The sequence below is a fragment of the Oricola nitratireducens genome (assembly GCF_014904745.1).
GTDB classification, from domain to species: Bacteria; Pseudomonadota; Alphaproteobacteria; order Rhizobiales; family Rhizobiaceae; genus Oricola; species Oricola nitratireducens.
Window position 1 is genome coordinate 60,555 of record NZ_JACZCS010000031.1, and the last position, 21,470, is coordinate 82,024.

Here is a 21,470-nt window from a genome sequence, read left to right on the forward strand (position 1 = left end):
GCGGATTTTGCGTGGCCGCGCCGCGCTTGTCCAGCGCGGCGCACGGCGCGGCCACATTACATGGCTCCCATGCGGCCTTTCGTATTGCATTGCAGCAATAAATCGGTTCAAAGAGGCCTACCTCAAACATGGACCGATTATTGATGCCACGCGCGACCCTCGCTGCGCTTGCCGGCCGCCTGCCTTTCACAGGCCGCGACGGCAACCTTTCCCCGTTCAACCCGCTGACGCTCAAGACGGAGCTTCTGTCAGGCCTGACCGTGGCGCTGGCGCTGGTGCCGGAAGCCGTCGCTTTCGCCTTCGTCGCGGGTGTGCATCCGCTTGTCGGCCTCTATGCGGCCTTCATGGTCGGGCTGATCACCTCGGTCTTCGGCGGACGCCCCGGCATGATTTCCGGCGCCACCGGCGCGCTCGCCGTGGTCATGGTCGCGCTGGTTGCCCAGCACGGTGTCGAATATCTCTTCGCGACCGTGGTGCTGATGGGCGTTTTCCAGATTCTCGCCGGCATCTTCCGGCTCGGCAAATTCATGCGTCTCGTCCCGCATCCCGTCATGCTCGGCTTCGTCAACGGGCTGGCGATCGTCATCTTCCTTGCCCAGCTGTCGCAGTTCAAGCATGCCGGCGCCGACGGCGCGACGGTGTGGATGACCGGATCGCCGCTGATCATGATGCTCGGCCTCGTCGTCGTCACCATGGCGATCATCTGGGTGATGCCGAGAATCACCGGCGCCATTCCGGCGCCGCTGGCAGGAATCGCGGTTGTCGCGGCGCTCGTCATCGGCTTCGGCATCGACGTGCCGCGGGTCGGCGACCTCGCCTCGATCGAGGGCGGCCTGCCGTCATTCCATCTGCCGATGATACCGCTGACGATGGAAACGCTGGAAATCATCGTTCCCTATGCGCTGATCCTCGCCGCCATCGGCCTGATCGAAAGCCTGCTTACGCTGAACCTCGTCGGCGAGATCACCGGCGAGCGCGGCGGGGCGTCGCGTGAATGCATGGCGCAGGGCGCGGCCAATGTCGTCACCGGCTTCTTCGGCGGCATGGGCGGCTGCGCGATGATCGGCCAGTCGATGATCAATGTGAAATCCGGCGGGCGCACGCGCCTTTCGGGTATCTCGGCGGCTTTGTTCCTGCTCGCCTTCATCCTCTTTGCGTCCTCGCTGATCGAGCAAATCCCGCTCGCCGCGCTGGTCGGCGTCATGTTCATGGTGGTGATCGGAACTTTCGCCTGGCAGACGCTGAAGATCATGCGCCGCATCCCGCTGACCGACGCAATGGTGATCGTGCTGGTGACGGTCGTGACCGTGTTCAGCGACCTAGCCGTCGCGGTTGTCGTCGGCGTCATCGTGTCGGCGCTGGCCTATGCCTGGAACAACGCGACCCGCATCCACGCGCGCGCGCATGTGACGCCGGAGGGCGCGCGCGTCCTGCAGATCGAGGGACCGCTGTTCTTCGGCTCGACGGACGGTTTCGCGGAATTGTTCAACCCCGCGGACGACCCGCAGACGGTGATCGTCGATTTCATGAACAGCCGCGTCGTCGACCAGTCGGCGCTGCAGGCAATCGAGGACATCGCCGCGAAATACGAGGCGCAGGGCAAGACGCTGGTGCTGCGGCACCTGTCGCATGACTGCCACCGGCTCTTGAACCGCGCCGGCCAGCTGATGGTGGATTCCGACGACGACCCGGATTACGGCATCGCCGTCGACTATTCGGTGAAGACGGGCGCCTTCGGCGGCGGGCACTGACGCGCCTGACGTCCCTGGCGGAAAGTCAGCCTATTTCACGACCACTTTCGTGCCGACGCCGACGCGTCCGTAGAGGTCCATGACGTCCTCGTTGCGCATGCGGATGCAGCCCGAGGAGACCGCGCGGCCGATCGTCCAGGGCGCGTTGGTGCCGTGGATGCGATACAGCGTCGAGCCGAGATAGAGAGCGCGCGCGCCGAGCGGATTGTTCGGGCCGCCCTCCATGTGGATCGGCAGGATACGGCCCTTGGCCTTCTCGCGCTCGATCATTTCCGACGGCGGCGTCCAGCCCGGCCATTCGGCCTTGCGGGTAACCTTGTGCGTGCCGGCCCATTCGAAGCCCGGCTTGCCGACGCCGACGCCGTAGCGCTTGGCGGTGCCGTTCGCTTGCACGAGATAGAGGAAGCGTTCGTTGGTATCGATGATGATCGTGCCGGGCGCCTCCGGGCCGTCATAGGCCACCGTCTGCGGCAGGAAGACCGGGTCCATCGTCCGCGGAGCGGGGTTGGCCGGACGCTGCGCGGAAACGGGCTGCGTCTGGCGCACCGGCGGCGCGGTGCGCACGGGCGGCAGCGTGCGGACGCGCGGCGTCGTGCGGAAAATCACCTTCCTCGCGTTGGAGCGCACCGAATTGCCGGTGATCGAACGGGTCGGGCGAAGCTGCAGGACCCAGGGCGCGGCCAGATCGGGGCTGAGAACGACCGGGGGCTTGGAAACGTAGCGATCCTGCGCGGCCGCTGGAAAGGCAAGAAGGGACACGGCGGCAAGCGCCGCCAGAAGGCGTGCTGGTTTCATCGGACATACTCTCTACACTTGCGTCGGCGCATTGCTGACATACCCTGTCAGCAGCGTTCGGTTGCAAACATGACCGATCGAGACCACTCAATTATGAATCGCAAATCGCTAAAAGTCGATTCCGGGCATCAATCTGTTGTCAAGGTTACCCGGCGGTTGCGACAGATGGTGAATCAAGAGTGAACGCCTGATCGAGGGAGACGAAGCCGTGGACGGATTGATCGAGGGACCGGACGGCAAGGTCCGTTGCGCGTGGCACGGCAACCTGGACGACTATCTCGCCTATCACGACCGCGAATGGGGCCGTCCCGTCGACAACGACATAAGGCTGTTCGAGAAGATCTGTCTGGAGGGCTTCCAGTCCGGCCTGTCCTGGCTGACGATCCTGCGCAAGCGCGACAATTTCCGCGCCGGCTTCGCCGGATTCGATTTTGAAAAGGTCGCCCGCTTCACCGGGGACGACGTCGAACGCCTCGTGCAGGACGCCGGCATCATCCGCCACCGCGGCAAGATCGTGTCGACCATCAACAACGCCAGGCGGGCGCTGGAATTGCGCGACGAGTTCGGTTCGCTCGCCGCCTATTTCTGGACGCATGAACCGCCGGCCGACGAACGCCCCGCCGTCCTCGACTGGGCAACGCTCAGGGCTATGCCGAAGACGGGAACCTCGACGGCGATCTCGAAGGACCTGAAGAAACGCGGCTGGAGCTTCGTCGGACCGACGACGGTCTATGCCTTCATGCAGGCGATGGGGCTCGTCAACGACCATATCGAGGGCTGCTATTGCCGCCCGGAGGTGGAAGCCGCGCGCGCCGCTTTCACGCGGCCGAAATGAGCGCCGGCCAAAAGGCCCTGCACGAGCGCCTACGCGCGCTGATCCACGAGACCGCGGCGGCGGCGGACGGCGTCGGCGCGATCGCGGAAAGCGTGAAATGGGGCGAGCCGAGTTTCGCGCCGGCAAAACCGCGCATCGGCAGTTCGGTGCGGCTGGCGGACCGGCCGGACGGATCGGTCGCCATGATGTTCATCTGCCATACCGGGCTCGTCGAACAATTTCGCGAGCTCTACCCGGACAGTTTTGCCTATGAAGGCAACCGGGCGCTGGTTTTCCGGCCCGCGGACACGATCGATACAGCCGCGCTTTCCCACTGCGTCGCCATGGCGCTCAGCTATCACCTGAACAGGCGCCGGAACCGGAAAAGCTGAGAAATCACTGTAAACGCGCCGCTTTTATGGTTTATACTTCGTTAACGAAGAACCCGGCCACAGGGAGGCTTGAATGGGATTTCCAAAGCTAATGAGCGCGGCGGCACTGACTTGCGCCCTCGCCATTCCGGTCCAGACCACGGTCGCATTCGCCGGTAACGGCGCGCTGATCCACAAGGTCGGCTATCGCCACGACTGGCACCAGCGCTATTATGGCGGCATCAGCTATGTCAGCGATTACGGGCTGCAATATGCGCCGACTTATCATTATCGCCACCACGGGTCGGACGTCTCGGTGAAGGTCTATATCGGGTCGCAGGAGAGCCCCCGGTATCGTCAGGAGGCACGGCCGCTGATCCTGGAACTGCCCAAATAGGCTCTTCGTCGCGGCCGGGGCAAATCGCCTAGCCACCCATGAGGTCGAGCAGGTCGGGGCCGATCGCGCCCTCGATCTTTAACAGGCGGCGCTTGGTGTCGGTGCCGCCCGGCGCGGAAAAGCCGGTCATGGTTCCGCCCGCGCCGACCACGCGGTGGCAGGGCACGATGATCGGAACCGGATTGTTTCCGAGCGCCTGACCGACCTGGCGCGACAGGGCGACGTCGCCGAGGTCCCGTGCCAGGTCTCCATAGGTGCGCGTCTCGCCCGGCGCGATCTTGCACGTCAGCGCATAGACACTGCGTTCGAACGGCGAAACGCCCTGCATATCGAGGCGGGCGTCGTCGAAACCCACGTCCTCGCCTTCGGCGAGCGCCCTTATGCCCGCAACCGCTTGCGCGATCTCGCCGGGCGCCTGGCTGGCGTCCGCGATTTCCCGCGCGTCCGGCGCGCGGCGGCGCAGGCGTTGAAGCGTTTTCGCGTCGTCGCTTTCGGGAAAGCTGACGGCGAGGATGCCGTTATCGCCCCAGGCGATCCCGCAGCGCCCGATGGCGGTGTCGAACAGCATGACAAAGGTCCGGCTCATGGCGTTTTCTAACACGGATTGCGCCGTGCCGGTATCGCCGGGTGCGGCGCCAGGCCGCAAAGTCTTGATTATGGAACCGGATGGCGCTGGTCTATATTTTTGAGGGAAGGGACAATTTTGTTCGGGAGAAAACCGATGAGACTGAAGACGTTCCTCACCGCCGCGGTGCTGTCGCTTTCGGGCGCCGTCGCCCTGCCCCAGGCCGGGCAAGCGCTGCCGGCCGCGCCGCTGTCCGTCGACCGCCCAGCGCCTCTGGTGACGCCGGTCCATGACGGCATCTACTGGCGTTACCGGAGACCTTATTACAGAGGCTATCCCGGCTATCCCCACAGGCGTCCGGGCTACCGCTACTATGGCGGCTACTGGTTCCCGCCGAGTGCGTTCATCATCATCGTCCCGCCGCCCTATCAGCGAACCTACCAGCTGACCGAGCGGCATTACCGATGGTGCGAACACCGTTACCGGAGCTACCGGCGCTGGGACAACACGTTCCAGCCCTATCACGGCCCGCGCAAGCAGTGCGTGTCGCCGTATCTGTACTGAGCGCGAACGGCGACGGGCAGGCCCCGTCGCTTCACGCCCGGCCGCCCCATCGCTCGGCGAAGACAAGTTCGTCGAGCGGCAGCCGCTGACGCCAGCCTTTGACGGCGAGTTCCGGCTCGCCATATAACCGGTCGACCAATCCGGCGCACAGATAGGCGACGATTTCGACATGCGCGGGAATGCCCAGCAGGTCGCGCAAGTCGCTGTCGCGGTAGATGCTGACCCAGCCGATGCCGACCCCTTCGGCCCGCGCGGCGAGCCACAGGTTCTGGACCGCGCAGACCGTGGAATAAAGGTCCATCTGCGGGTTGTGGGTGCGGCCCAGCACCACCGCGCCGCCGCGCGTGCGGTCGCATGTGACGCAGATATTGACCGGCGCCTTGAGAATGCCCTCGAGCTTCAGCGACCGGTAGGTGTCCCGGCGCTCGCCGGAGAACATTTCGGCGGCTTCCTCGTTGGCCGACCGGAACAGCCGCGAGACGCGCTCGCGCTGCCCGCGATCCCGGATGACGATGAAGTTCCAGGGCTGCATGAAGCCGACGGAGGGCGCGCGATGCGCGGCCTCCAGCAATCGCCGCAGCAGGTCTTCGGGCAGGTCGTCGGGCAGGAACTGGTCGCGCACGTCGCGCCTGGTCTCGATGGCGCGGTAGACCGCCCGGCGGTCGTTTTCGCAGAACGCGGCGGTCGCCGCCAGGTGACGGTCTTCGTCTTCAAGCATCGTTTGATCCCCAACAACGCCGATACGGCCGCACCGCCGTCCGCGCGGCGCGGTCTGTTTCGCCTGGCCGGTCTTCTGACTCGGGTTCGTCCGGTTCGCGCGGCCTTCCCGGCATTGCCAGTGGCCCGGACGCCGAAGTGTCCTTTTGCGCGTTCCGTCCCCCTTACAGCGTTGGGCACGTTCCCGGATCGCACGGGATTCCCGATTCTCCCGCGATGCGGGCACCAGGCCCGCGCAATACGACACAGGACAGGCAAGCCGGCAAGCAAAAATCCGCGGCACGCCGGACGACCGGCCGATCAGGGCAAAACGTCCCGGTTGCCGGCCGTCCCGGCCGGCACCACATAACGGTCATGGCCGAGACACACATCGCGAATTCACGATCCCCGATACGGACCCTTTGCCGGGCAGCGCTGCTGTCCGGCCTGTTCGCATGCGCCGTCTGCGCGCCTGCGGCGGCGGAAGACAAGGTGCGCGGCCTGATCGTCGATAACGGCCAGACCCGGTTCAACGGCATCGCGGTTGAAGGGAAAGATCCGCAGGTGCCGTTGCAAAACGGCGGCTATCCCCTCCACCAGCGTTCCTCCTCTGCAACGATCCTGCGCGGGCCGGGCGCAAAGCGGAAAGTCATCCAGGAACTGTCGAGCGAGTATGACCGGCCCGTCGTGCCCGTCCCGAGGCCGGCGCCGGTGGCCGTACCGCCGACGGAGCCGGACCTGCCGCCGCGCTGAGCGTTCGCCGGGCGTCTTCGTGCCGGTCAGTTGACCGGCGGCGGCAGGCGCCTGATGCGGTGATGGCCAAGCAACTGCCAGGCGAGATAGCCGGCCAGCGCCGCCAGCACCATCGAACCGCCGGCAACAGTCCTGAAGCTCGGCGTCTCACCGAGGAACAGCCACACCCAGACCGGGCCGAGGATCGTCTCCGCCGTCCCGAGCAGCGCCGCGAAGGCGGACGGGATCAGCCGCGCGCCCTGCGTGAACAGCGCCATGCCGAGCCCCATCGAGATCCCGAGCAGGGCGATATAGGGCGCGGACTGCCAGCCGACGGCGACGCCGCCCACAGTCAGGACGCTCATGATCCCGGCGATCGCCAGGCTGAACAGCGAACCGGTGCAGACGGCCGGCGTCATGCGGATATGCGAGAACCGGCGCGTGATCACGGTCGCAGCGGCGAAGGCCAGCGCGATGACGAGCGCCAGCCCGTCGCCGACGGGCGACACTTTCCCGGTCAGCGAGTCCGACACCATGACCGCCACGCCGGCGATCACGGCGGCGATCGCGATCCAGGTCGAGATCCGCAGCTTTTCGCGGAAAAGAACCCACGACAACAGCGCCGCCAGAAGCGGCACGCCGGCCTGCATGAGAAGAACGTTGGCGACCGTGGTGTGGTTCAGCGCGACGATGAACAGCGTCGACGCGGTCGCGAAACAGACGCCGACACCGATACCGGCCCAGCCCATGCCGCGAAACAGCGCGAGCGTGCCCGATCTGCCATCGCGCACAAGCATGAAGGCGAGCAGGAACAGCGACGCGGTGCCGGCGCGCCAGAAAATCGTGTTCCACGGGCTTTCGACATCGGCGAGACGCACCAGGATGCCGCCGGCGCTCCACACCAGCGCCGAGCCGAGCACCAGCCACGCGCCCGCGGTGCTGCCGTCGCGAATGTCTGTCGGTTGCGGCGGCAAGGCCGCGACCGGAACGGGCTGCATCGTCACGAATTTTCTCCTGTCCGGCGCATAATGCTGGCAAGGAAACCGCAAAGCGAGACCGGCCTGCGACACCGCCGCGTCGCTTACGGACACAACGCAGAGCGGCGCGGCGGCGCGCTCCGCTTGCGGCATCGGTGCCTGTCTTGTAGGAGAAGCGCGATCCAGCACCTCCCCGTCCGCAGGCCCTTTCCATGTCCGACAAGAAACAGAAGAAACAACACAAGCTGAAGGCGCGCCTCCCTCGTGGTTTCGTCGACCGTTCGCCGGCCGATATCCGCGCGACCGACGAGATGGTCGCCAAGATCAAGGCCGTGTACGAGCGCTACGGTTTCGACCCGGTCGAGACGCCGATCTTCGAATATACCGACTGCCTCGGCAAGTTCCTGCCCGATCAGGACCGCCCCAACGAGGGCGTGTTCTCGGTCGCCGACGACGACGAGCAGTGGATGAGCCTGCGCTACGACCTGACCGCGCCGCTCGCGCGCCACGTCGCCGAGAACATCAACGAGATCCAGCTGCCCTACCGCACCTATCGCGCCGGCTGGGTGTTCCGCAACGAGAAGCCGGGACCGGGCCGCTTCCGCCAGTTCATGCAGTTCGACGCCGACACGGTCGGCGCGCCGGGCGTCCAGGCGGATGCCGAAATGTGCATGATGATGGCCGACACGATGGAAGCGCTCGGCATCGCGCACGGCAACTACGTGATCCGGGTGAACAACCGGAAGGTGCTGGACAGCGTAATGCTGGCTACTGGGCTCGGTGGCGATGAGGAAGCATGGCGCCGCCTAGCGGTTATGCGTGCCCTAGACAAACGTGACCGTCTCGGGCTTCAGGGTGTTATACAACTTCTTTCTCCAAAAGGCCGGGTTGACGAGAGCGGAGATCATACCCCGGGCGCCGGACTCAGTGATGAGCAGATCACCCGACTCCTAAATACTTTCGGATGGGGAGAAGAAGGCAGCGGTTCCAAGAGTTCGGTTTCAAGCGGAATTACCATTGGCAATCTGATCGATAGGCTGGAACAGTACGAAGTATCCGCCGAGGGAGCCCGCGAACTCCAAACCATTAACGAGTTGGTGCGGTCGGCAGGCTACGGGGAAGATCAGATCGACATCGATCCTTCTGTCATCCGCGGCCTCGAATACTACACCGGCCCGGTCTACGAGGCCGAACTCCTCTTTCCCGTCACCAACGAAAAGGGCGAAACCGTCGTTTTCGGCTCGGTCGGCGGCGGCGGGCGCTATGACGGGCTCGTCAAGCGCTTCACCGGCCAGGACGTGCCGGCGACCGGCTTTTCCATCGGCGTCTCGCGCCTGATGACGGCGCTGAAAAATCTCGGCAAGCTCGGCCAGGAGGACGTCGTCGCGCCGGTGCTCGTCACCGTCATGGACGGCGACACGGCGTCGCTCGGAAAATACCAGAAATTCGTGCAGGACCTGCGGCAGGCAGGCATCCGCGCCGAGATGTACCAGGGAAACTGGAAGAAGTTCGGCAACCAGCTGAAATATGCCGACCGGCGCGGCTGCCCGCTGGCGATCATCCAGGGCTCCGACGAACGCGAACGCGGCGTCGTCCAGGTCAAGGACCTGATCGAGGGCAAGCGGCTGTCCGGCGAGATCGCCGACAACGTCACCTGGCGCGAAAGCCGCCCGGCGCAGGTCGAAATCGCCGAGGCCGACATCGTTTCCGAAATCACCCGCATGCTCGCCGAACACGCCGAGGACCGCGCGAAAAGTAGCTGATTTCGGTCAATGAGCCCTACGATTACCCCCACCCTTCATCCCTCCCCACAAGGGGGAGGGAGGTCACCAGCATCGCTGCTCGTGCTTGGCCCGACGGTGCAGGGGGAAGCGCCAGTGTCAACGTCCTCCCTCCCCCTTGTGGGGAGGGATACAGGGTGGGGGTAGCGATGTCACCGACGGGCAACGACCGGGCCGCCGTCAGGCGCGCACGTTCGCTTCGAAACAGCGCCACTGAAGGCGAAAAGAAGCTGTGGTCCGAACTGCGGCAGTTCAAGAAATACTATGGTCTGCATGTCCGGCGACAGGCGCCCGTCGGCCGTTATGTCGTGGATTTCGCGATCCAGTCCCGCAGGTTGGTGATCGAGGTCGACGGCGAATTTCACGCTCAGCCGGAACGGCAGGCGGCGGACGCGCGCCGCGACAAATGGCTGCAAAGCCAGGGATACCGGGTGATCAGAATCGCGACCGGGGAGCTATCGGAGAACTTCGATGGTTGCATTGAAACGATTCTTCGTGAATTGGGACTGGCATGAACGCGCTGCGCTCCTTTTCGGCACGGGCCGACATCGAGACGATCCTCTCCCAATTGGGGGCGGAGCGGCTTGACGTGCCGGTGCTGCAGCCGGCCGATCCGTTTCTCGACACCGCCGGCGAGGAATTGCGGCGGCGCATCTTCCTGTCGGAGAGCGAGACCGGCGAGACGCTGTGCCTCAGGCCCGAATTCACCATTCCCGTCTGCCTGCAGCATATCGGCGCGGGCGAGACCGGCCACCGCCGCTACGGCTATGTCGGCACGGTGTTCCGGCAGCGCCGCGCCGGTGGCAACGAGTTTTTGCAGGCGGGCATCGAGGATATCGGCGACGCCGACAGCGCGCGCGCCGATGCGCGCTCGCTCGGCGATGCGCTGGCCTTTTTGAAGGCGCTCGGCGTGACAGGAAAAACCGTCACCATGCTCGGCGACCAGGCGGTCTTCGCAGCGGTCGTCTCCGGGCTCGGCCTGCCGCAGTCCTGGACGGTGCGCCTCAGCCACGCCTTCGGCGACCGCCAGACGCTGGAAGCCGCGCTCGACGCGCTCGCCAGACCCGTCCCGGCTCCGGACGTGCCGGCCGATATCCGCGAACCGGCCGAGGCGCGCGACCGGGCGGCGCTGGTCAACGCGCTCTCCATGCGGCTGCGCATCGCGGGGCTGGAAAATTCCGGCGGGCGCGATGCCGGCGAAATCGCCGACCGGCTGCTGGCGCGTTTCGACGCCGCAGAGATCGCCCCGGACGAGACCGCGCTTGCGACATTGCGCGCGTTCCTCGCCATCACCGCGCCGCTTGCCGCCGCCGCCGATGCGCTCAAGGCGTTTGCTACCGGCAACGGCCTCGACATGGACGCAGCGATCGCCGGTTTCGCCGCGCGCGAGAACGAGATGGACAAGGCGGGCGTCGATACGTCTACGGTCAGCTATGACGCGGCCTTCGGGCGCGCGCTCGATTACTACACGGCGCTGGTCTACGAGATCACGACGCCGGACGGGCTGGTGCTCGCCGGCGGCGGCCGCTACGACCGGTTGCTGACGATGATCGGCGCCAAAAGCGCGGTGCCCGGCGTCGGCTTTTCCGTCTGGCTCGACCGCGTGGCGGCCTTTTCGGGAGGTGCGGTATGAGCGCCCCGATCACCATCGCGATCCCCTCCAAGGGCCGCCTGAAGGAAGAAACGCTGAAGCGCATGGAGGCCGCCGGCTATCCGGTCGAGCCGCCGAAGGACGCGCGCACCTACCGCACGGTCGTCGCCAACCATCCGAATGTCGAGGTGGCGTTCCTGTCGGCCTCGGAGATCGCGCGCGAACTCGGCAACGGCTCCATCGATCTCGGCGTCACCGGCGAGGACCTGGTGCGCGAGGGCCTGCCCGACAGCGAGAACCGGGTGACAAGGCTGGCGCAACTCGGCTTCGGCCATGCCGATGTCGTCGTCGCCGTGCCGGAAGCCTGGTTCGACGTCGCGACGATGGCCGATCTCGGCCTCGTTGCCGCCGACTTCCGCCACCGCCACGGGCGGCGGCTGCGCATCGCGACGAAATACTGGCGGCTGACGCAGACCCATTTCTCGCAGACGCACGGCATCCAGCTCTACCGGATTATCGAAAGCCTCGGCGCAACCGAGGGCGCGCCGGCGGCCGGCCAGGCCGATGTCATCGTCGACATCACCTCGACGGGATCGACGCTACGCGCCAACTTCCTCAAGGTGCTCGACGACGGCGTGATCCTGCAATCCCAGGCCTGCCTGTTCGCGCCGAAGCGCGACGGAGCCGACGCGGCGCGCAAACAGGCGATCGACGCTTTCGCCGCCGCGCTGACCCCGTAAACAAGAATGCCGCACTGCGGGATAATCCCGGCAGCGCGGCGGCATGAATGGCTGTCAGGAGGCCATTCAAACGGGACGAGATCCCTTCTTAATTAGCCATGGGCAGAGCGGTCAGGATTTCGCGGGCCGACTTGCCGGACGCCTCGGCGACCGCGTTGAGCGACTGGTCGGCGGAGGCGACGGTATAGCCCTTGGCGCGCAGCACGTCGGCGAGCCCCTCGCCGTCATGTCCGAACACCGGCGCGACCGCGGTCAGCGGCGCGGCCTGCAATGCCCGCGCGGCGGCCATCTCCGGCGGGCCGTTGCGCGTCGGCCCGGTCGCGGTCAGGGTCGGCACGACAAACGCGGCGGCGGCAACGAGCGAGGCGGCGAGCGCGACTTTCATCGCCGGGCGCTTGAAATAGGTCGAAAACGGCTTCCAGTTGCGCCACAGATGCAGGACGAACGGAACGACGAGCGCAGTGCCCAGCCATTCGTGCATCTCCTTCAGCTGCGCTTCTCCGAGGTGGAAGAACATCGCAATTCCGGAAATGAGCGAGACGACGAAAAGACCGGTGATCAGCGGCGTGGCATAGCGCGACAGGACGGGCGGCATCGGAACTTACCTCTTTGATAATACGGGCGGAAACTACACCTGCGCGTGCATCGGGTCCCGTTACAAATCGGAAAGGTTGCATATGTTGCATGGCAGCCATGCCCACGCCGCATGGCCTGGCTTTCGGGCAAAAAAAAACGCGGGGCCGAAGCCCCGCGTCCTGTGGTCGAACCGGCGCAACGCTCAGGCGGCGGCCGGCGTGAGAGCGCCGCGGCGCGCGTCGAGCGAGAGGGCGCCCGCGCCGGCATTGGCCAGGGCGAGGAAGCCGCCGGCCATGGCGAGGTTCTTCATGAACATGATCATCTGCATCTGGTCGGCCGGATGGAAATGGAAGGCGAAGCCGGTGAAGACGGAGAAGGCGGCGAGCGCCCAGGCGGTCTCGCGGGTGCGGAAACCGACCAGGATGGCGATGCCTCCGGCCAGTTCGAAGATCGCCGCCGCCCAGGCAAGCAGCGTCGCGGCCGGCAGTCCGACGGAGGCGATATAGCCGGCGGTGCCGTCGATCGCGAAGAACTTGCCCCAGCCGGACAGGATAAAGATGAAGGCGAGCAGAATGCGCGCGACGAGAAGGATGAGAGAGTTGGACATTGTCGTGAACCTCGGTTGTTGATGACCGGGAAAATAGCCATCCGGCAACGCACAACAATCCGGTGAAGCGGCGACAAACCGTTCACCAATTACGAACGATTTCTTATTCTCCGTTCATCAAACCATAGATCCGGGCCGGACGAACCGGTCGAAATCCTCGGCGCTGATATGGCCGCTGGCGAGCGCCTCCTCGCGCAGCGTGGTGCCGTTCTTATGCGCCGCCTTGGCGATCGCCGCCGCTTTGTCGTAGCCAATGGTCGGCGCCAGCGCGGTCACCAGCATCAGCGAGCGCTGCACGAGATCGGCGATCCGCTCGCGGTCGGCGTCTATGCCGGCGAGGCAGCGGTCGGTAAACGAGACCATCGCGTCGGCGAGCAGGCGCACCGACTGCAGCACAGCGTCGGCGATGACCGGCTTGAAGACATTCAGTTCGAAATGACCCTGGCTGGCGGCGAAGGTCACGGTCGTCTGGTTGCCCATGACGCGGGCGGCGACCATGGTCAGCGCCTCGGCCTGGGTCGGGTTGACCTTGCCCGGCATGATCGACGAGCCGGGCTCGTTTTCGGGCAGGATCAGTTCGCCGAGACCGGAGCGCGGGCCGGAGCCGAGAAAGCGGATGTCGTTGGCGATCTTGAACAGGTCGGCGGCGAGCGCGGTCAGCGCGCCGTGGAAATTGGCCAGCGCGCCGTGGCTCGCCAGCGCCTCGAACTTGTTGCGGGCGCTGCGGAACGGCTGGCCGGTGATGCGCGAGACATTGTCGGCGAATATTTCGGCGAAACCGGACGGCGCGTTCAGGCCGGTGCCGACGGCGGTGCCGCCCTGGGCGAGCGCATGGACGTCGACGAGGCTGTCGCCGAGGCGCCTCAGACCGAGTTCCAGCGCGGCGCGGTAACCGGAAAATTCCTGGCCGAGGGTCAGCGGCGTGGCGTCCTGGGTATGGGTGCGGCCGATCTTCACGATGTCGGCGAATTCGGCCTCCTTGGCGGCCAGTATCTCGATCATGTGGCGCAGCGCCGGGCACAGCCGTTCGGTCGCCTCCATCACGGTCGCGATGTGCATCGCCGTCGGGAAGGTGTCGTTGGAGGACTGGCTGGCGTTGACGTGGTCGTTCGGGTGAACCGGCGACTTCGAGCCGATCCTGCCGCCGAGAATCTCGATCGCGCGGTTGGCGATCACCTCGTTTGCGTTCATGTTCGACTGCGTGCCGGACCCCGTCTGCCAGACCGCAAGCGGGAAATGGTCGTCGAGCTTGCCGTCGATCACCTCCTGCGCGGCTTGCGCGATCGCGCCGGCGCGTTCCTTGTCGAGCTTGTCGAGTTCGACATTGGAAAGCGCCGCCGCCTTCTTGACGACGCCGAGCGCGCGAATGACCGGCACCGGCATCTTCTCCGTGCCGATCGGGAAATTGGCGAGCGAGCGTCCCGTCTGGGCGCCCCAATAGCGATCCGAGGGCACCTCGACCGGGCCCATCGTGTCGGTTTCCGTCCGCATCTTCCTGGCCATGGCACTACTCCTTCGCATCCTCGATATGGGAAGCGCCGGCTCAGTGTCCAGCAGTCACACTTTCCGGCGATCGGGTTGCATGCCCCCCCATGCAAGTTAAATAAGGAACAGGCCGGCGGTTCCGCCGGGTGCAATCCCGAACCATGCCCCAACCATGGCAACGCGCGAAGGATATTTTATGACCGGCAAGACAGTCCCGACGACGAAAAAGACACTCGCCGACTTTCCGATCTCGCAACGCTGGAAGCCGTGCGATCCGGACGTCATCCAGCTTTACGCCTTTCCGACGCCGAACGGCGTCAAGGCGTCGATCATGCTGGAGGAAACGGGCCTGCCCTACGACCCGCACACCGTGCTGCTCACCGAGACGACGACGCCGGAATTCCTTTCGCTCAATCCCAACAACAAGATCCCCGCGATCATAGACCCGCACGGGCCGGACGGCGAGGCCTTCGGGCTGTGGGAGTCGGGCGCGATCCTGATCTATCTCGCCGAAAAGACCGGCAGGTTCCTGCCGCAGGACCCGGCACGACGCTACGAGACGATCCAGTGGCTGATGTTCCAGATGGGCGGCATCGGCCCGCTTTTCGGCCAGTACGGCTATTTCGCGGTGATGAGCGGCAAGGAGATCGAGGATCCGCGCCCGCGCGAACGCTACCGCAAGGAAGCAGTCCGGCTGCTCAACGTGCTGGAAGGCCGGCTGAAGGACCGCAGCTTCATCATGGGCGACGAATACACCATCGCCGACATCGCCACCTTCCCGTGGATACGTACGGCGAAGATCCGCTACGAGGCCGAGGAAGCCTTCGAGATGCACAAGGTGCCGAGCGTGATGGCCTGGCTCGATCGCTGTCTCGCCAGGCCCCCCGTGCAGCGCGGCCTCGTCCAGCCGCCGCGCGAGTAGAACCTATTTGACGGTCAGCACCGCGCAGGGCGCAAGCTGGGCAACCTTGGTCGTCGTCGAGCCGACGAGCAGGCCGGTCAGCGAGCCGAGGCCGCGCCGTCCCATGACGATCAGGTCGGCCTTGCAGGCCTTTGCTTCCTCGACGATCGCATGCGCCGGATCGCCGGAAACGAGCTGGCTGGTGAAGTCGGACACGCCCGCTTCGCGGATCTCCGCTTCGGCGGCGCCGATCACCTCGCGGCCGGCCTTTTCGATCTCTTCCTTGGTCGGCGGAACCGGAACCGCCGTATAGCCGACGATCAGCGTGTCGCCGATCGCCTGCGGCGTGTGCACGATATGCAGCTTGGAGCCGTATTTCTTGGCCAGGTCGCAGGCCACCCTGATCGCCTCGCTGGCGTGGTCCGACCCGTCAGTGGCCACGATGATTTTCTCGAACATGCTTACCTCCGGTTGATGAACGCACAGCCTCGCACGGCGCGACGGGCGTCACATTGATTTCTGTCATCCTCCAAATCAAGGCGAAACAGCTGCGGCCTCAGCAATAGCGCTCCGGGCCGACGCTCTGTCCATCCGAATAGCGGTCGCCATAGGCGAAACCGACCGGCAGCAGCCTGTCGATCTCGGCCAGTTGCGCATCCGTCAGCACGGTATCGGCGGCTGCCGCGTTCTCGGCAAGGTGTTCCGGGGATCGGGTGCCGGGAATGGCGATGACATGCTCGCCCTGGCTCAGCACCCAGGCATTCGCCATCGTCGCCGGCGACATGCCCTGGCTGTTGGCATAGGCATTGAACCTCGAGACGATGGCCTTGTTGGCCGACCAGTTTGGCTCGATGAAGCGCGGATTGGAACGGCGGAAGTCCTTTTCCGAAAGCTTGTCGATCTCGGGCACAGCGTTGGTGAAGACGCCGCGTCCGACAGAGGAGAAGGCGACAAATGTCGCTCCGAGTTCGGCGCATGCCTGCAGCAGGCCCAGTTCCGGCAGGCGCGTCCACAGCGAATACTCGTTCTGGACCGCCATGACAGGATGGACGGCCGCGGCCCGGCGCAACGTGTAGGGCGCGATCTCGGACAGGCCGATGCCGCCGATCTTGCCCTCGTCCCTGAATTTCACCATCGTGCCCATGACGTCCTCGATCGGGATGTCCTGCTGTCGGCGGTGGATATAATAGAGGTCGACATGATCCACGCCGAGCCGCTTCAGGGAGCCTTCCAGCTGTTCGCGGAGATTGGCCTCGGTATTGTCGAAGCGCCGCGTCGGCTGGGTGACGATGCCGCCCTTGGTGGCGATGGTGAAGCGGTTCGGGTGATCCTTGATGAAGGAGCCGATAAAGCTCTCCGACACGCCGTTGCCGTAGATCAGCGCCGTGTCGAGATGGGTGACGCCGAGATCGAGCGCCGCGGCGAGCGTGCGATGCGCCTCGGCCTCCTCGATCTTGCCGTAGGCGCCGGCGAAACTCATGCAGCCAAGCCCGATCGCGCCGATCGACGGTCCATCCTGTCCGAGTTTGCGCTGCTGCATCGTCTCGATCTCTCCTGCCGATTGTACCGGCCTCGTTTAGGGGAAGGAGAGCCGATACGGCAAGGCCGGGCGCGAAAAATTCCGGCCGGTGAGATTTCGGTTGCCTATTCCGCCGCCAGCAGCGCGTCGAGCCGCGAGGGCCTGGCCTCGGGCACGCCGTCCGGCTTCGGGCCGCCATAGGCCCAGTCTAGCAGTTCGACCGTGTGCAGGATCGGAATATCGGTGCCCGAGGCAATCTGGGTGATGCAGCCGATATTGCCGGTGGCGATCACGTCCGGCTTCGTCGCCTCGATGTTCCTGACCTTGCGCGCCTTCAGCGTCGCCGAGATCTCCGGCTGCATGATGTTGTAGGTGCCGGCCGAGCCGCAGCACAGATGCCCTTCGGCCGAGTCCTTCACGCGAAAGCCCGCCGCCTTCAGCAGGTCCTTCGGCGCGGCGGTGATCTTCTGGCCGTGCTGCATCGAGCAGGCGGAATGATAGGTGACCGTCAGGTTCGGTTTCACCGCCGGGTCCGGCAGATCGATCGAGGCGAGATATTCGGTGACGTCCTTCGCCAGTTCCGAGACGCGCTTCGCCTTTTGCGCATAGGCCGGATCCCCGCGCAGCATCCAGCCATAATCCTTGACGGTGGTGCCGCAGCCGGACGCGGTGATGATGATCGCGTCGAGCCCGCCCCTGCCGATCTCGCGCATCCAGGCGTCGACATTGCGCCGCGCGTCATCGAGCGCCTGGTCCTCGCGGCCCATATGGTGGACGAGCGCGCCACAGCAGCCCTCGCCTTGCGGCACCACGACCTCGACGCCGATGCGGTTGAGGAGCCTGATCGCCGCCTCGTTGATGCCGGGTTTGAGCACCGGCTGGGCGCAGCCGGTCAGGATCGCGACGCGGCCGCGCTTTTCGATCGCCGGCGCATGCGTTCCGGGCATGGCGAATGGCGACGGGTTTTCGATTTTTCCGGGCGCCAGATCGAGCATCGCACCGAAGGCCTTGAGCGGCGGGATCGCCCTGAACAGGCTGGAAAACGGCCGGCCGAGCCTGGCGGCATAGAGAGATGCACGGAACCGCCCCGGATAGGGCAGCACCATCGCCAGAACGTTGCGCGTCAGCCGGTTGAAGAAGGGCCGCTTGTAGGTCTTTTCGATATGGGCGCGGGCATGATCGACCAGATGCATGTAGTGGACGCCCGACGGGCAGGTCGTCATACAGGCAAGGCAGGACAGGCAACGGTCGATATGGGTGACCACCTTCTCGTCGGCCGGCCGGTTATTCTCCAGCATGTCCTTGATCAGGTAGATGCGCCCGCGCGGGCTGTCGAGTTCGTTGCCGAGCGTGACATAGGTCGGACAGGTCGCCGTGCAGAAGCCGCAATGGACGCAAGAGCGCAGGATCTTCTCCGATGCCGCGACGCCGGGATCCTTGAGCTGTTCCGCGGTGAAATTGGTCTGCATGGCGACTTGTCTTCCCGAGTGTCAGATCCACCAGGTCATCGGATCGGGGATCGGTTCGTTTTTGTTGAGCGCCATCAGGCCCTTGACCAGGCGAATGACGGCCCAGACCATGACCGCGAACATCAGCACGAAGCCGATGGCGACAAAGGCGAGAACCACGGCGATGGCGCTGTAGAGCAGACCGATCCAGAAGGTGCGGATGAGCCAGGTGTAGTGGGTTTCGACGAATCCGCCGGCCTTGCCGCGATTGAGATAGGCCATGACGACACCGATGATCGCCGAGATGCCGATGACGAAGCCGACGAGATAGAGAATGTAGATGACAAGCGCGTTCTGCGAACCGGGCTCCAGCCACTTGTCGGTCTGGCGCGGCATGGGGGGCGGCGTGTTCTGGGGGTCCGTCATGGTGCTTTCTCCGAATGGATGGGTTCAGGCAGCCCTGCGGCCGCCATCGAACACCATTCTCCCCGGATTGAAAACTCCCGCCGGATCCAGCGAGGCGCGCACGCGCTCGGTCAGCGCCGCGACCGGCGCGGGCTGCGGCTGGAACACCGGAACGGATGCGCGGACCGCTTCGGAGGCGCGGACCAGCGTCGCATGGCCGCCGGCGTTCTTCGCGATCGTCTCGCGCACCAACTGCGCCTGGGCGTCGCCGTCCTCGGCAAGCTGCAGCCAGACGAGCCCGCCCTGCCAGTCATAGAAGACCTCGCCATGGACTTCGCGCAGGATCATGGCGGTGACGTCGTGCCCGGCCATCGGGGCGACGGAGATCTTCCACAGCGGCGACGAGCGGCCGGCAAAGGGCGCGACATCGCGGATATCCGCCCACAGCGCGACGGATTGCGCCTCGGCTGCAATGCTTGTCACATGGTGCGTGGCAAGCGCCGCGCGCAACCTCTCGAGGCGCACCTCGACGGACTCGGAAAATCCCTCGATACGAAACGTGGTTATCGCGCCGCCGCCGGAAAGATCGGCTGCGCTGCGCTCCGCGATCATCGCCGGAAGATGGGCCGCGCCGGAAACTTCCGCGCTGGTTCCCATGGCCGCCGCCATCAGGTTCGCCGCCTCGGCGTCATCGGCCCCGTGGACGAGAAGCGTCGCCTCGGTTTCCGGGCGCGGCAGGACCTTGAACGACACCTCGGTCAGAAGCCCGAGCGTGCCCCAGCTTCCGGCCATCAGCTTGACCAGGTCGAGGCCGGTGACGTTCTTCATCACGCGGCCGCCATTCCTGATGATCTCGCCCGCCCCGTTGACGAAGCGCACGCCGAGCAGCCCGTCGCGCGCCGCGCCGGCGATGATCCGCCGCGGGCCCGATATGTTGGCGGCCGCAATGGCGCCGATGGTCGGCACGCCATTGGCGCCGGTGAGGCCGTGCCAGTCACCCGGTTCGAAGGCGAGCATCTGGCCCGCTTCCGCCAGCGCCGCCTCGATCTCGGCGACCGGCGTGCCGGCGCGCGCCGTCAGCACCAGTTCGGCGGGATTGTATTCGGTGATGCCGGTCAGCCCCGACGTCGACAATGTTCGGTCCGCCGCAAATGGCTGGCCGATGCCGCGCTTGGTGCCGCCGCCGGCGATCTCCAGCGTTTCGCCCCTGCCCGCGGCTTCGCGGATGATGTCGGCGGCTTCCTGTTCGGTTGCCGGCTGTATCAGGTCCCTGCCAGCCATCGTCACCCCGCCTTGCGCATGGCGAGATCGAGCGGGAAGACCTTGGACGGATTGAGCATCCAGCCCGGGTCGAAGGCGGCGCGCACGCGCATCTGCTGGTTGAGGTCGGTCTCGGTGAACTGGTGCAGCATCAGGTCGCGCTTCTCGATGCCGACGCCGTGTTCGCCGGTCAGACAGCCGCCGACGTCGACGCAGAGCTTGAGGATTTCCATCCCCGCGGCTTCCGCCTTCTCGGCCTCGGCCGGATCGTTGACGTTGTAGAGGATCAGAGGATGCATATTGCCGTCGCCGGCATGAAAGACATTGGCGACGCGCAGGCCGTATTTCTCGACGATCTTTGAGGTCTCGGCCAGAACATGCGACAGCTGGCCGAGCGGCACGGTGCCGTCCATGCAGATATAGTCGGCGACGCGGCCGGTCGCGCCGAAGGCCGATTTGCGGCCCTTCCAGATGCTCGCCGCCTCCATCGCCGACTGGCTTTCCTTGACGCGCTTGACGTTGTGCGCCTTGGCGATGGCGATTATCTTCTTCAGCATCGCGTCCATCTCGTCGTCGGACCCTTCGACCTCGACGATCAGCAGCGCCTGGACGTCCATCGGATAGCCGGCATGGGCGAAGGCCTCGCAGATGTCGATGGCTTCCTTGTCCATGAACTCGATGGCGACGGGAATGATGCCGGCGGCGATGATGTCGGAGACGCAGGCACCCGCGACCTCGGAGGAATCGAAGCCGAAGAGAACCGGACGCGCCCCCTCGGGCTTCGCCAGCAGGCGGACGGTGGCCTCGGTGACGATGCCGAGCTGGCCTTCCGAGCCGCAGACGAGGCCGAGCAGATCGATACCGGACGCGTCGAGCGCCTTGCCGCCTATGTCGACGACGGTGCCGTCATGCAGCACCATTTTCACGCCGAGCAGATTGTTGGTGGTGACGCCGTATTTCAGGCAATGCGCGCCGCCGGAATTCATGCCGATATTGCCGGCGATGGTGCAGGCGAGCTGCGACGACGGGTCGGGCGCGTAGAAAAAGCCGTCGGCGGAGACCTCGTCGGAGATGCGCAGATTGGTGACGCCGGCCTGGACGCGGGCAGCGCGGTTCTCGAAATCGACCTCGAGGATGCGCGCCATCTTCGATACGCCGATGACGACGGCGTCCTCCTGCGGGATCGCCCCGCCGGCAAGCGACGTGCCCGCCCCGCGCGGCACGACCGGCACGCCGTTTTGCGAACAGTATTTCATCACCGCGGCGACCTGCTCGGTCGTTTCGGGCAGGACGACGGCGAGCGGAACGCGGCGATATGCGGTGAAGGCGTCGGTCTCGAAGGGAACCAGTTCGCGCTCCTCGGTCACGAGGCAATCGGCCGGAACCAGTTCGGCGAGTCCGGCTTGGATCTCGGCGCGGCGGGCGATGATACCGGCCTTCGGTTCGAGAAACTGTATCTGGTTCATGATCATCCCTTCCGGAAACGCAGCTTTTC

The 21,470-nt window shown here is 65.4% G+C and carries 23 protein-coding genes, 1 pseudogene and 1 riboswitch; of the genes and pseudogenes, 11 read left to right on the forward strand and 13 right to left on the reverse strand.

Annotated features, from left to right (window positions below; all coding sequences use genetic code 11):
* The first annotated feature begins 143 nt into the window (after positions 1-143).
* Complete coding sequence (locus tag IG169_RS15345) at positions 144-1,751, forward strand: SulP family inorganic anion transporter (protein WP_193177101.1); 1,608 nt, start codon at positions 144-146, stop codon at positions 1,749-1,751.
* A 30-nt stretch (positions 1,752-1,781) separates the two neighbouring features.
* On the opposite strand, the gene IG169_RS15350 is transcribed toward IG169_RS15345, so the two are convergent.
* A complete protein-coding gene (locus IG169_RS15350; RefSeq protein ID WP_193177102.1) occupies positions 1,782-2,546 on the reverse strand; it encodes a L,D-transpeptidase in 765 nt (254 codons plus the stop codon).
* Positions 2,547-2,754: 208 nt separating this feature from the next.
* Between IG169_RS15350 and IG169_RS15355 the strand changes: the two genes are divergently transcribed.
* From IG169_RS15355 to IG169_RS15365, 3 genes are all read left to right on the forward strand, one after another.
* Positions 2,755-3,381, forward strand: a complete 627-nt coding sequence (locus tag IG169_RS15355; RefSeq protein WP_343225664.1) for a DNA-3-methyladenine glycosylase I — start codon at positions 2,755-2,757, stop codon at positions 3,379-3,381.
* Positions 3,378-3,752, forward strand: coding sequence for a DUF1801 domain-containing protein (locus IG169_RS15360; protein WP_193177103.1), 375 nt, complete (start codon positions 3,378-3,380; stop codon positions 3,750-3,752). Before IG169_RS15355 ends, IG169_RS15360 begins: the two co-directional genes overlap by 4 nt.
* Before the next feature lie 73 nt (positions 3,753-3,825).
* On the forward strand, positions 3,826-4,128 hold the full coding sequence (locus IG169_RS15365; protein WP_193177104.1) for a hypothetical protein: 303 nt from the start codon (positions 3,826-3,828) through the stop codon (positions 4,126-4,128).
* 28 nt (positions 4,129-4,156) lie between these two features.
* Here IG169_RS15365 and IG169_RS15370 read toward each other — a convergent pair whose 3' ends face one another.
* Positions 4,157-4,714: a methylated-DNA--[protein]-cysteine S-methyltransferase gene (locus tag IG169_RS15370; protein WP_193177105.1), complete on the reverse strand. Its 558-nt coding sequence runs from the start codon at positions 4,712-4,714 to the stop codon at positions 4,157-4,159.
* A 135-nt stretch (positions 4,715-4,849) separates the two neighbouring features.
* On the opposite strand from IG169_RS15370, the gene IG169_RS15375 reads away from it, so the two are divergent.
* Positions 4,850-5,257 carry a BA14K family protein gene (locus tag IG169_RS15375; RefSeq protein ID WP_193177106.1) on the forward strand — a complete coding sequence of 136 codons (408 nt, stop codon included), beginning with the start codon at positions 4,850-4,852 and terminating at the stop codon, positions 5,255-5,257.
* Positions 5,258-5,288: 31 nt separating this feature from the next.
* Here IG169_RS15375 and bluB read toward each other — a convergent pair whose 3' ends face one another.
* Positions 5,289-5,975: a 5,6-dimethylbenzimidazole synthase gene (gene bluB / locus IG169_RS15380; protein WP_193177107.1), complete on the reverse strand. Its 687-nt coding sequence runs from the start codon at positions 5,973-5,975 to the stop codon at positions 5,289-5,291.
* Between the two features lie 48 nt (positions 5,976-6,023).
* Positions 6,024-6,219, reverse strand: a riboswitch (cobalamin riboswitch).
* Positions 6,220-6,445: 226 nt separating this feature from the next.
* Between bluB and IG169_RS15385 the strand changes: the two genes are divergently transcribed.
* Positions 6,446-6,706 carry a hypothetical protein gene (locus tag IG169_RS15385; RefSeq protein ID WP_193177108.1) on the forward strand — a complete coding sequence of 87 codons (261 nt, stop codon included), beginning with the start codon at positions 6,446-6,448 and terminating at the stop codon, positions 6,704-6,706.
* A 26-nt stretch (positions 6,707-6,732) separates the two neighbouring features.
* On the opposite strand, the gene IG169_RS15390 is transcribed toward IG169_RS15385, so the two are convergent.
* Positions 6,733-7,683, reverse strand: a complete 951-nt coding sequence (locus IG169_RS15390) for a DMT family transporter (protein WP_193177228.1) — start codon at positions 7,681-7,683, stop codon at positions 6,733-6,735.
* A 200-nt stretch (positions 7,684-7,883) separates the two neighbouring features.
* Here IG169_RS15390 and hisS point away from each other — a divergent pair.
* The 4 genes and pseudogenes from hisS to hisG form a co-directional block, all read left to right on the forward strand.
* Positions 7,884-9,425: pseudogene (hisS, locus tag IG169_RS15395) on the forward strand (histidine--tRNA ligase); the annotation flags it as partial.
* Between the two features lie 167 nt (positions 9,426-9,592).
* A complete protein-coding gene (locus tag IG169_RS15400) occupies positions 9,593-9,958 on the forward strand; it encodes an endonuclease domain-containing protein (RefSeq protein WP_193177110.1) in 366 nt (121 codons plus the stop codon).
* Entirely contained in the window at positions 9,955-11,076 is a 1,122-nt protein-coding gene (locus IG169_RS15405) for an ATP phosphoribosyltransferase regulatory subunit (protein WP_193177111.1), read from the forward strand. Before IG169_RS15400 ends, IG169_RS15405 begins: the two co-directional genes overlap by 4 nt.
* Positions 11,073-11,774: an ATP phosphoribosyltransferase gene (hisG, locus tag IG169_RS15410; protein ID WP_193177112.1), complete on the forward strand. Its 702-nt coding sequence runs from the start codon at positions 11,073-11,075 to the stop codon at positions 11,772-11,774. Before IG169_RS15405 ends, hisG begins: the two co-directional genes overlap by 4 nt.
* Positions 11,775-11,862: 88 nt before the next feature.
* Here the strand turns inward: hisG and IG169_RS15415 are convergent, their stop codons facing one another.
* The 3 genes from IG169_RS15415 to fumC form a co-directional block, all read right to left on the reverse strand.
* A complete protein-coding gene (locus tag IG169_RS15415; RefSeq protein ID WP_193177113.1) occupies positions 11,863-12,369 on the reverse strand; it encodes a DUF4405 domain-containing protein in 507 nt (168 codons plus the stop codon).
* Positions 12,370-12,552: 183 nt separating this feature from the next.
* Positions 12,553-12,957, reverse strand: coding sequence for a DoxX family protein (locus tag IG169_RS15420; RefSeq protein WP_193177114.1), 405 nt, complete (start codon positions 12,955-12,957; stop codon positions 12,553-12,555).
* Positions 12,958-13,074: 117 nt separating this feature from the next.
* Positions 13,075-14,460, reverse strand: coding sequence for a class II fumarate hydratase (gene fumC, locus IG169_RS15425; RefSeq protein WP_246717407.1), 1,386 nt, complete (start codon positions 14,458-14,460; stop codon positions 13,075-13,077).
* A gap of 178 nt (positions 14,461-14,638) precedes the next feature.
* Here fumC and IG169_RS15430 point away from each other — a divergent pair, with 178 nt between their 5' ends.
* Positions 14,639-15,364 (forward strand): glutathione S-transferase family protein, encoded by a 726-nt coding sequence (locus IG169_RS15430; protein WP_193177115.1) that lies wholly within the window; start codon positions 14,639-14,641, stop codon positions 15,362-15,364.
* Positions 15,365-15,367: 3 nt separating this feature from the next.
* On the opposite strand, the gene IG169_RS15435 is transcribed toward IG169_RS15430, so the two are convergent.
* The 6 genes from IG169_RS15435 to IG169_RS15460 all read right to left on the reverse strand — a co-directional run bounded on the left by IG169_RS15435 (position 15,368) and on the right by IG169_RS15460 (position 21,441).
* Complete coding sequence (locus tag IG169_RS15435) at positions 15,368-15,802, reverse strand: universal stress protein (RefSeq protein ID WP_193177116.1); 435 nt, start codon at positions 15,800-15,802, stop codon at positions 15,368-15,370.
* 97 nt (positions 15,803-15,899) lie between these two features.
* On the reverse strand, positions 15,900-16,883 hold the full coding sequence (locus IG169_RS15440) for an aldo/keto reductase (RefSeq protein ID WP_193177117.1): 984 nt from the start codon (positions 16,881-16,883) through the stop codon (positions 15,900-15,902).
* A 104-nt stretch (positions 16,884-16,987) separates the two neighbouring features.
* Positions 16,988-18,331 (reverse strand): glycolate oxidase subunit GlcF, encoded by a 1,344-nt coding sequence (glcF, locus tag IG169_RS15445; RefSeq protein ID WP_193177118.1) that lies wholly within the window; start codon positions 18,329-18,331, stop codon positions 16,988-16,990.
* Positions 18,332-18,352: 21 nt separating this feature from the next.
* Positions 18,353-18,736: a DUF4870 family protein gene (locus tag IG169_RS15450; protein ID WP_193177119.1), complete on the reverse strand. Its 384-nt coding sequence runs from the start codon at positions 18,734-18,736 to the stop codon at positions 18,353-18,355.
* 24 nt (positions 18,737-18,760) lie between these two features.
* Positions 18,761-19,996 (reverse strand): glycolate oxidase subunit GlcE, encoded by a 1,236-nt coding sequence (gene glcE, locus IG169_RS15455; RefSeq protein ID WP_193177120.1) that lies wholly within the window; start codon positions 19,994-19,996, stop codon positions 18,761-18,763.
* A gap of 2 nt (positions 19,997-19,998) precedes the next feature.
* Complete coding sequence (locus IG169_RS15460) at positions 19,999-21,441, reverse strand: FAD-linked oxidase C-terminal domain-containing protein (protein ID WP_428982256.1); 1,443 nt, start codon at positions 21,439-21,441, stop codon at positions 19,999-20,001.
* Positions 21,442-21,470 lie beyond the last annotated feature (29 nt).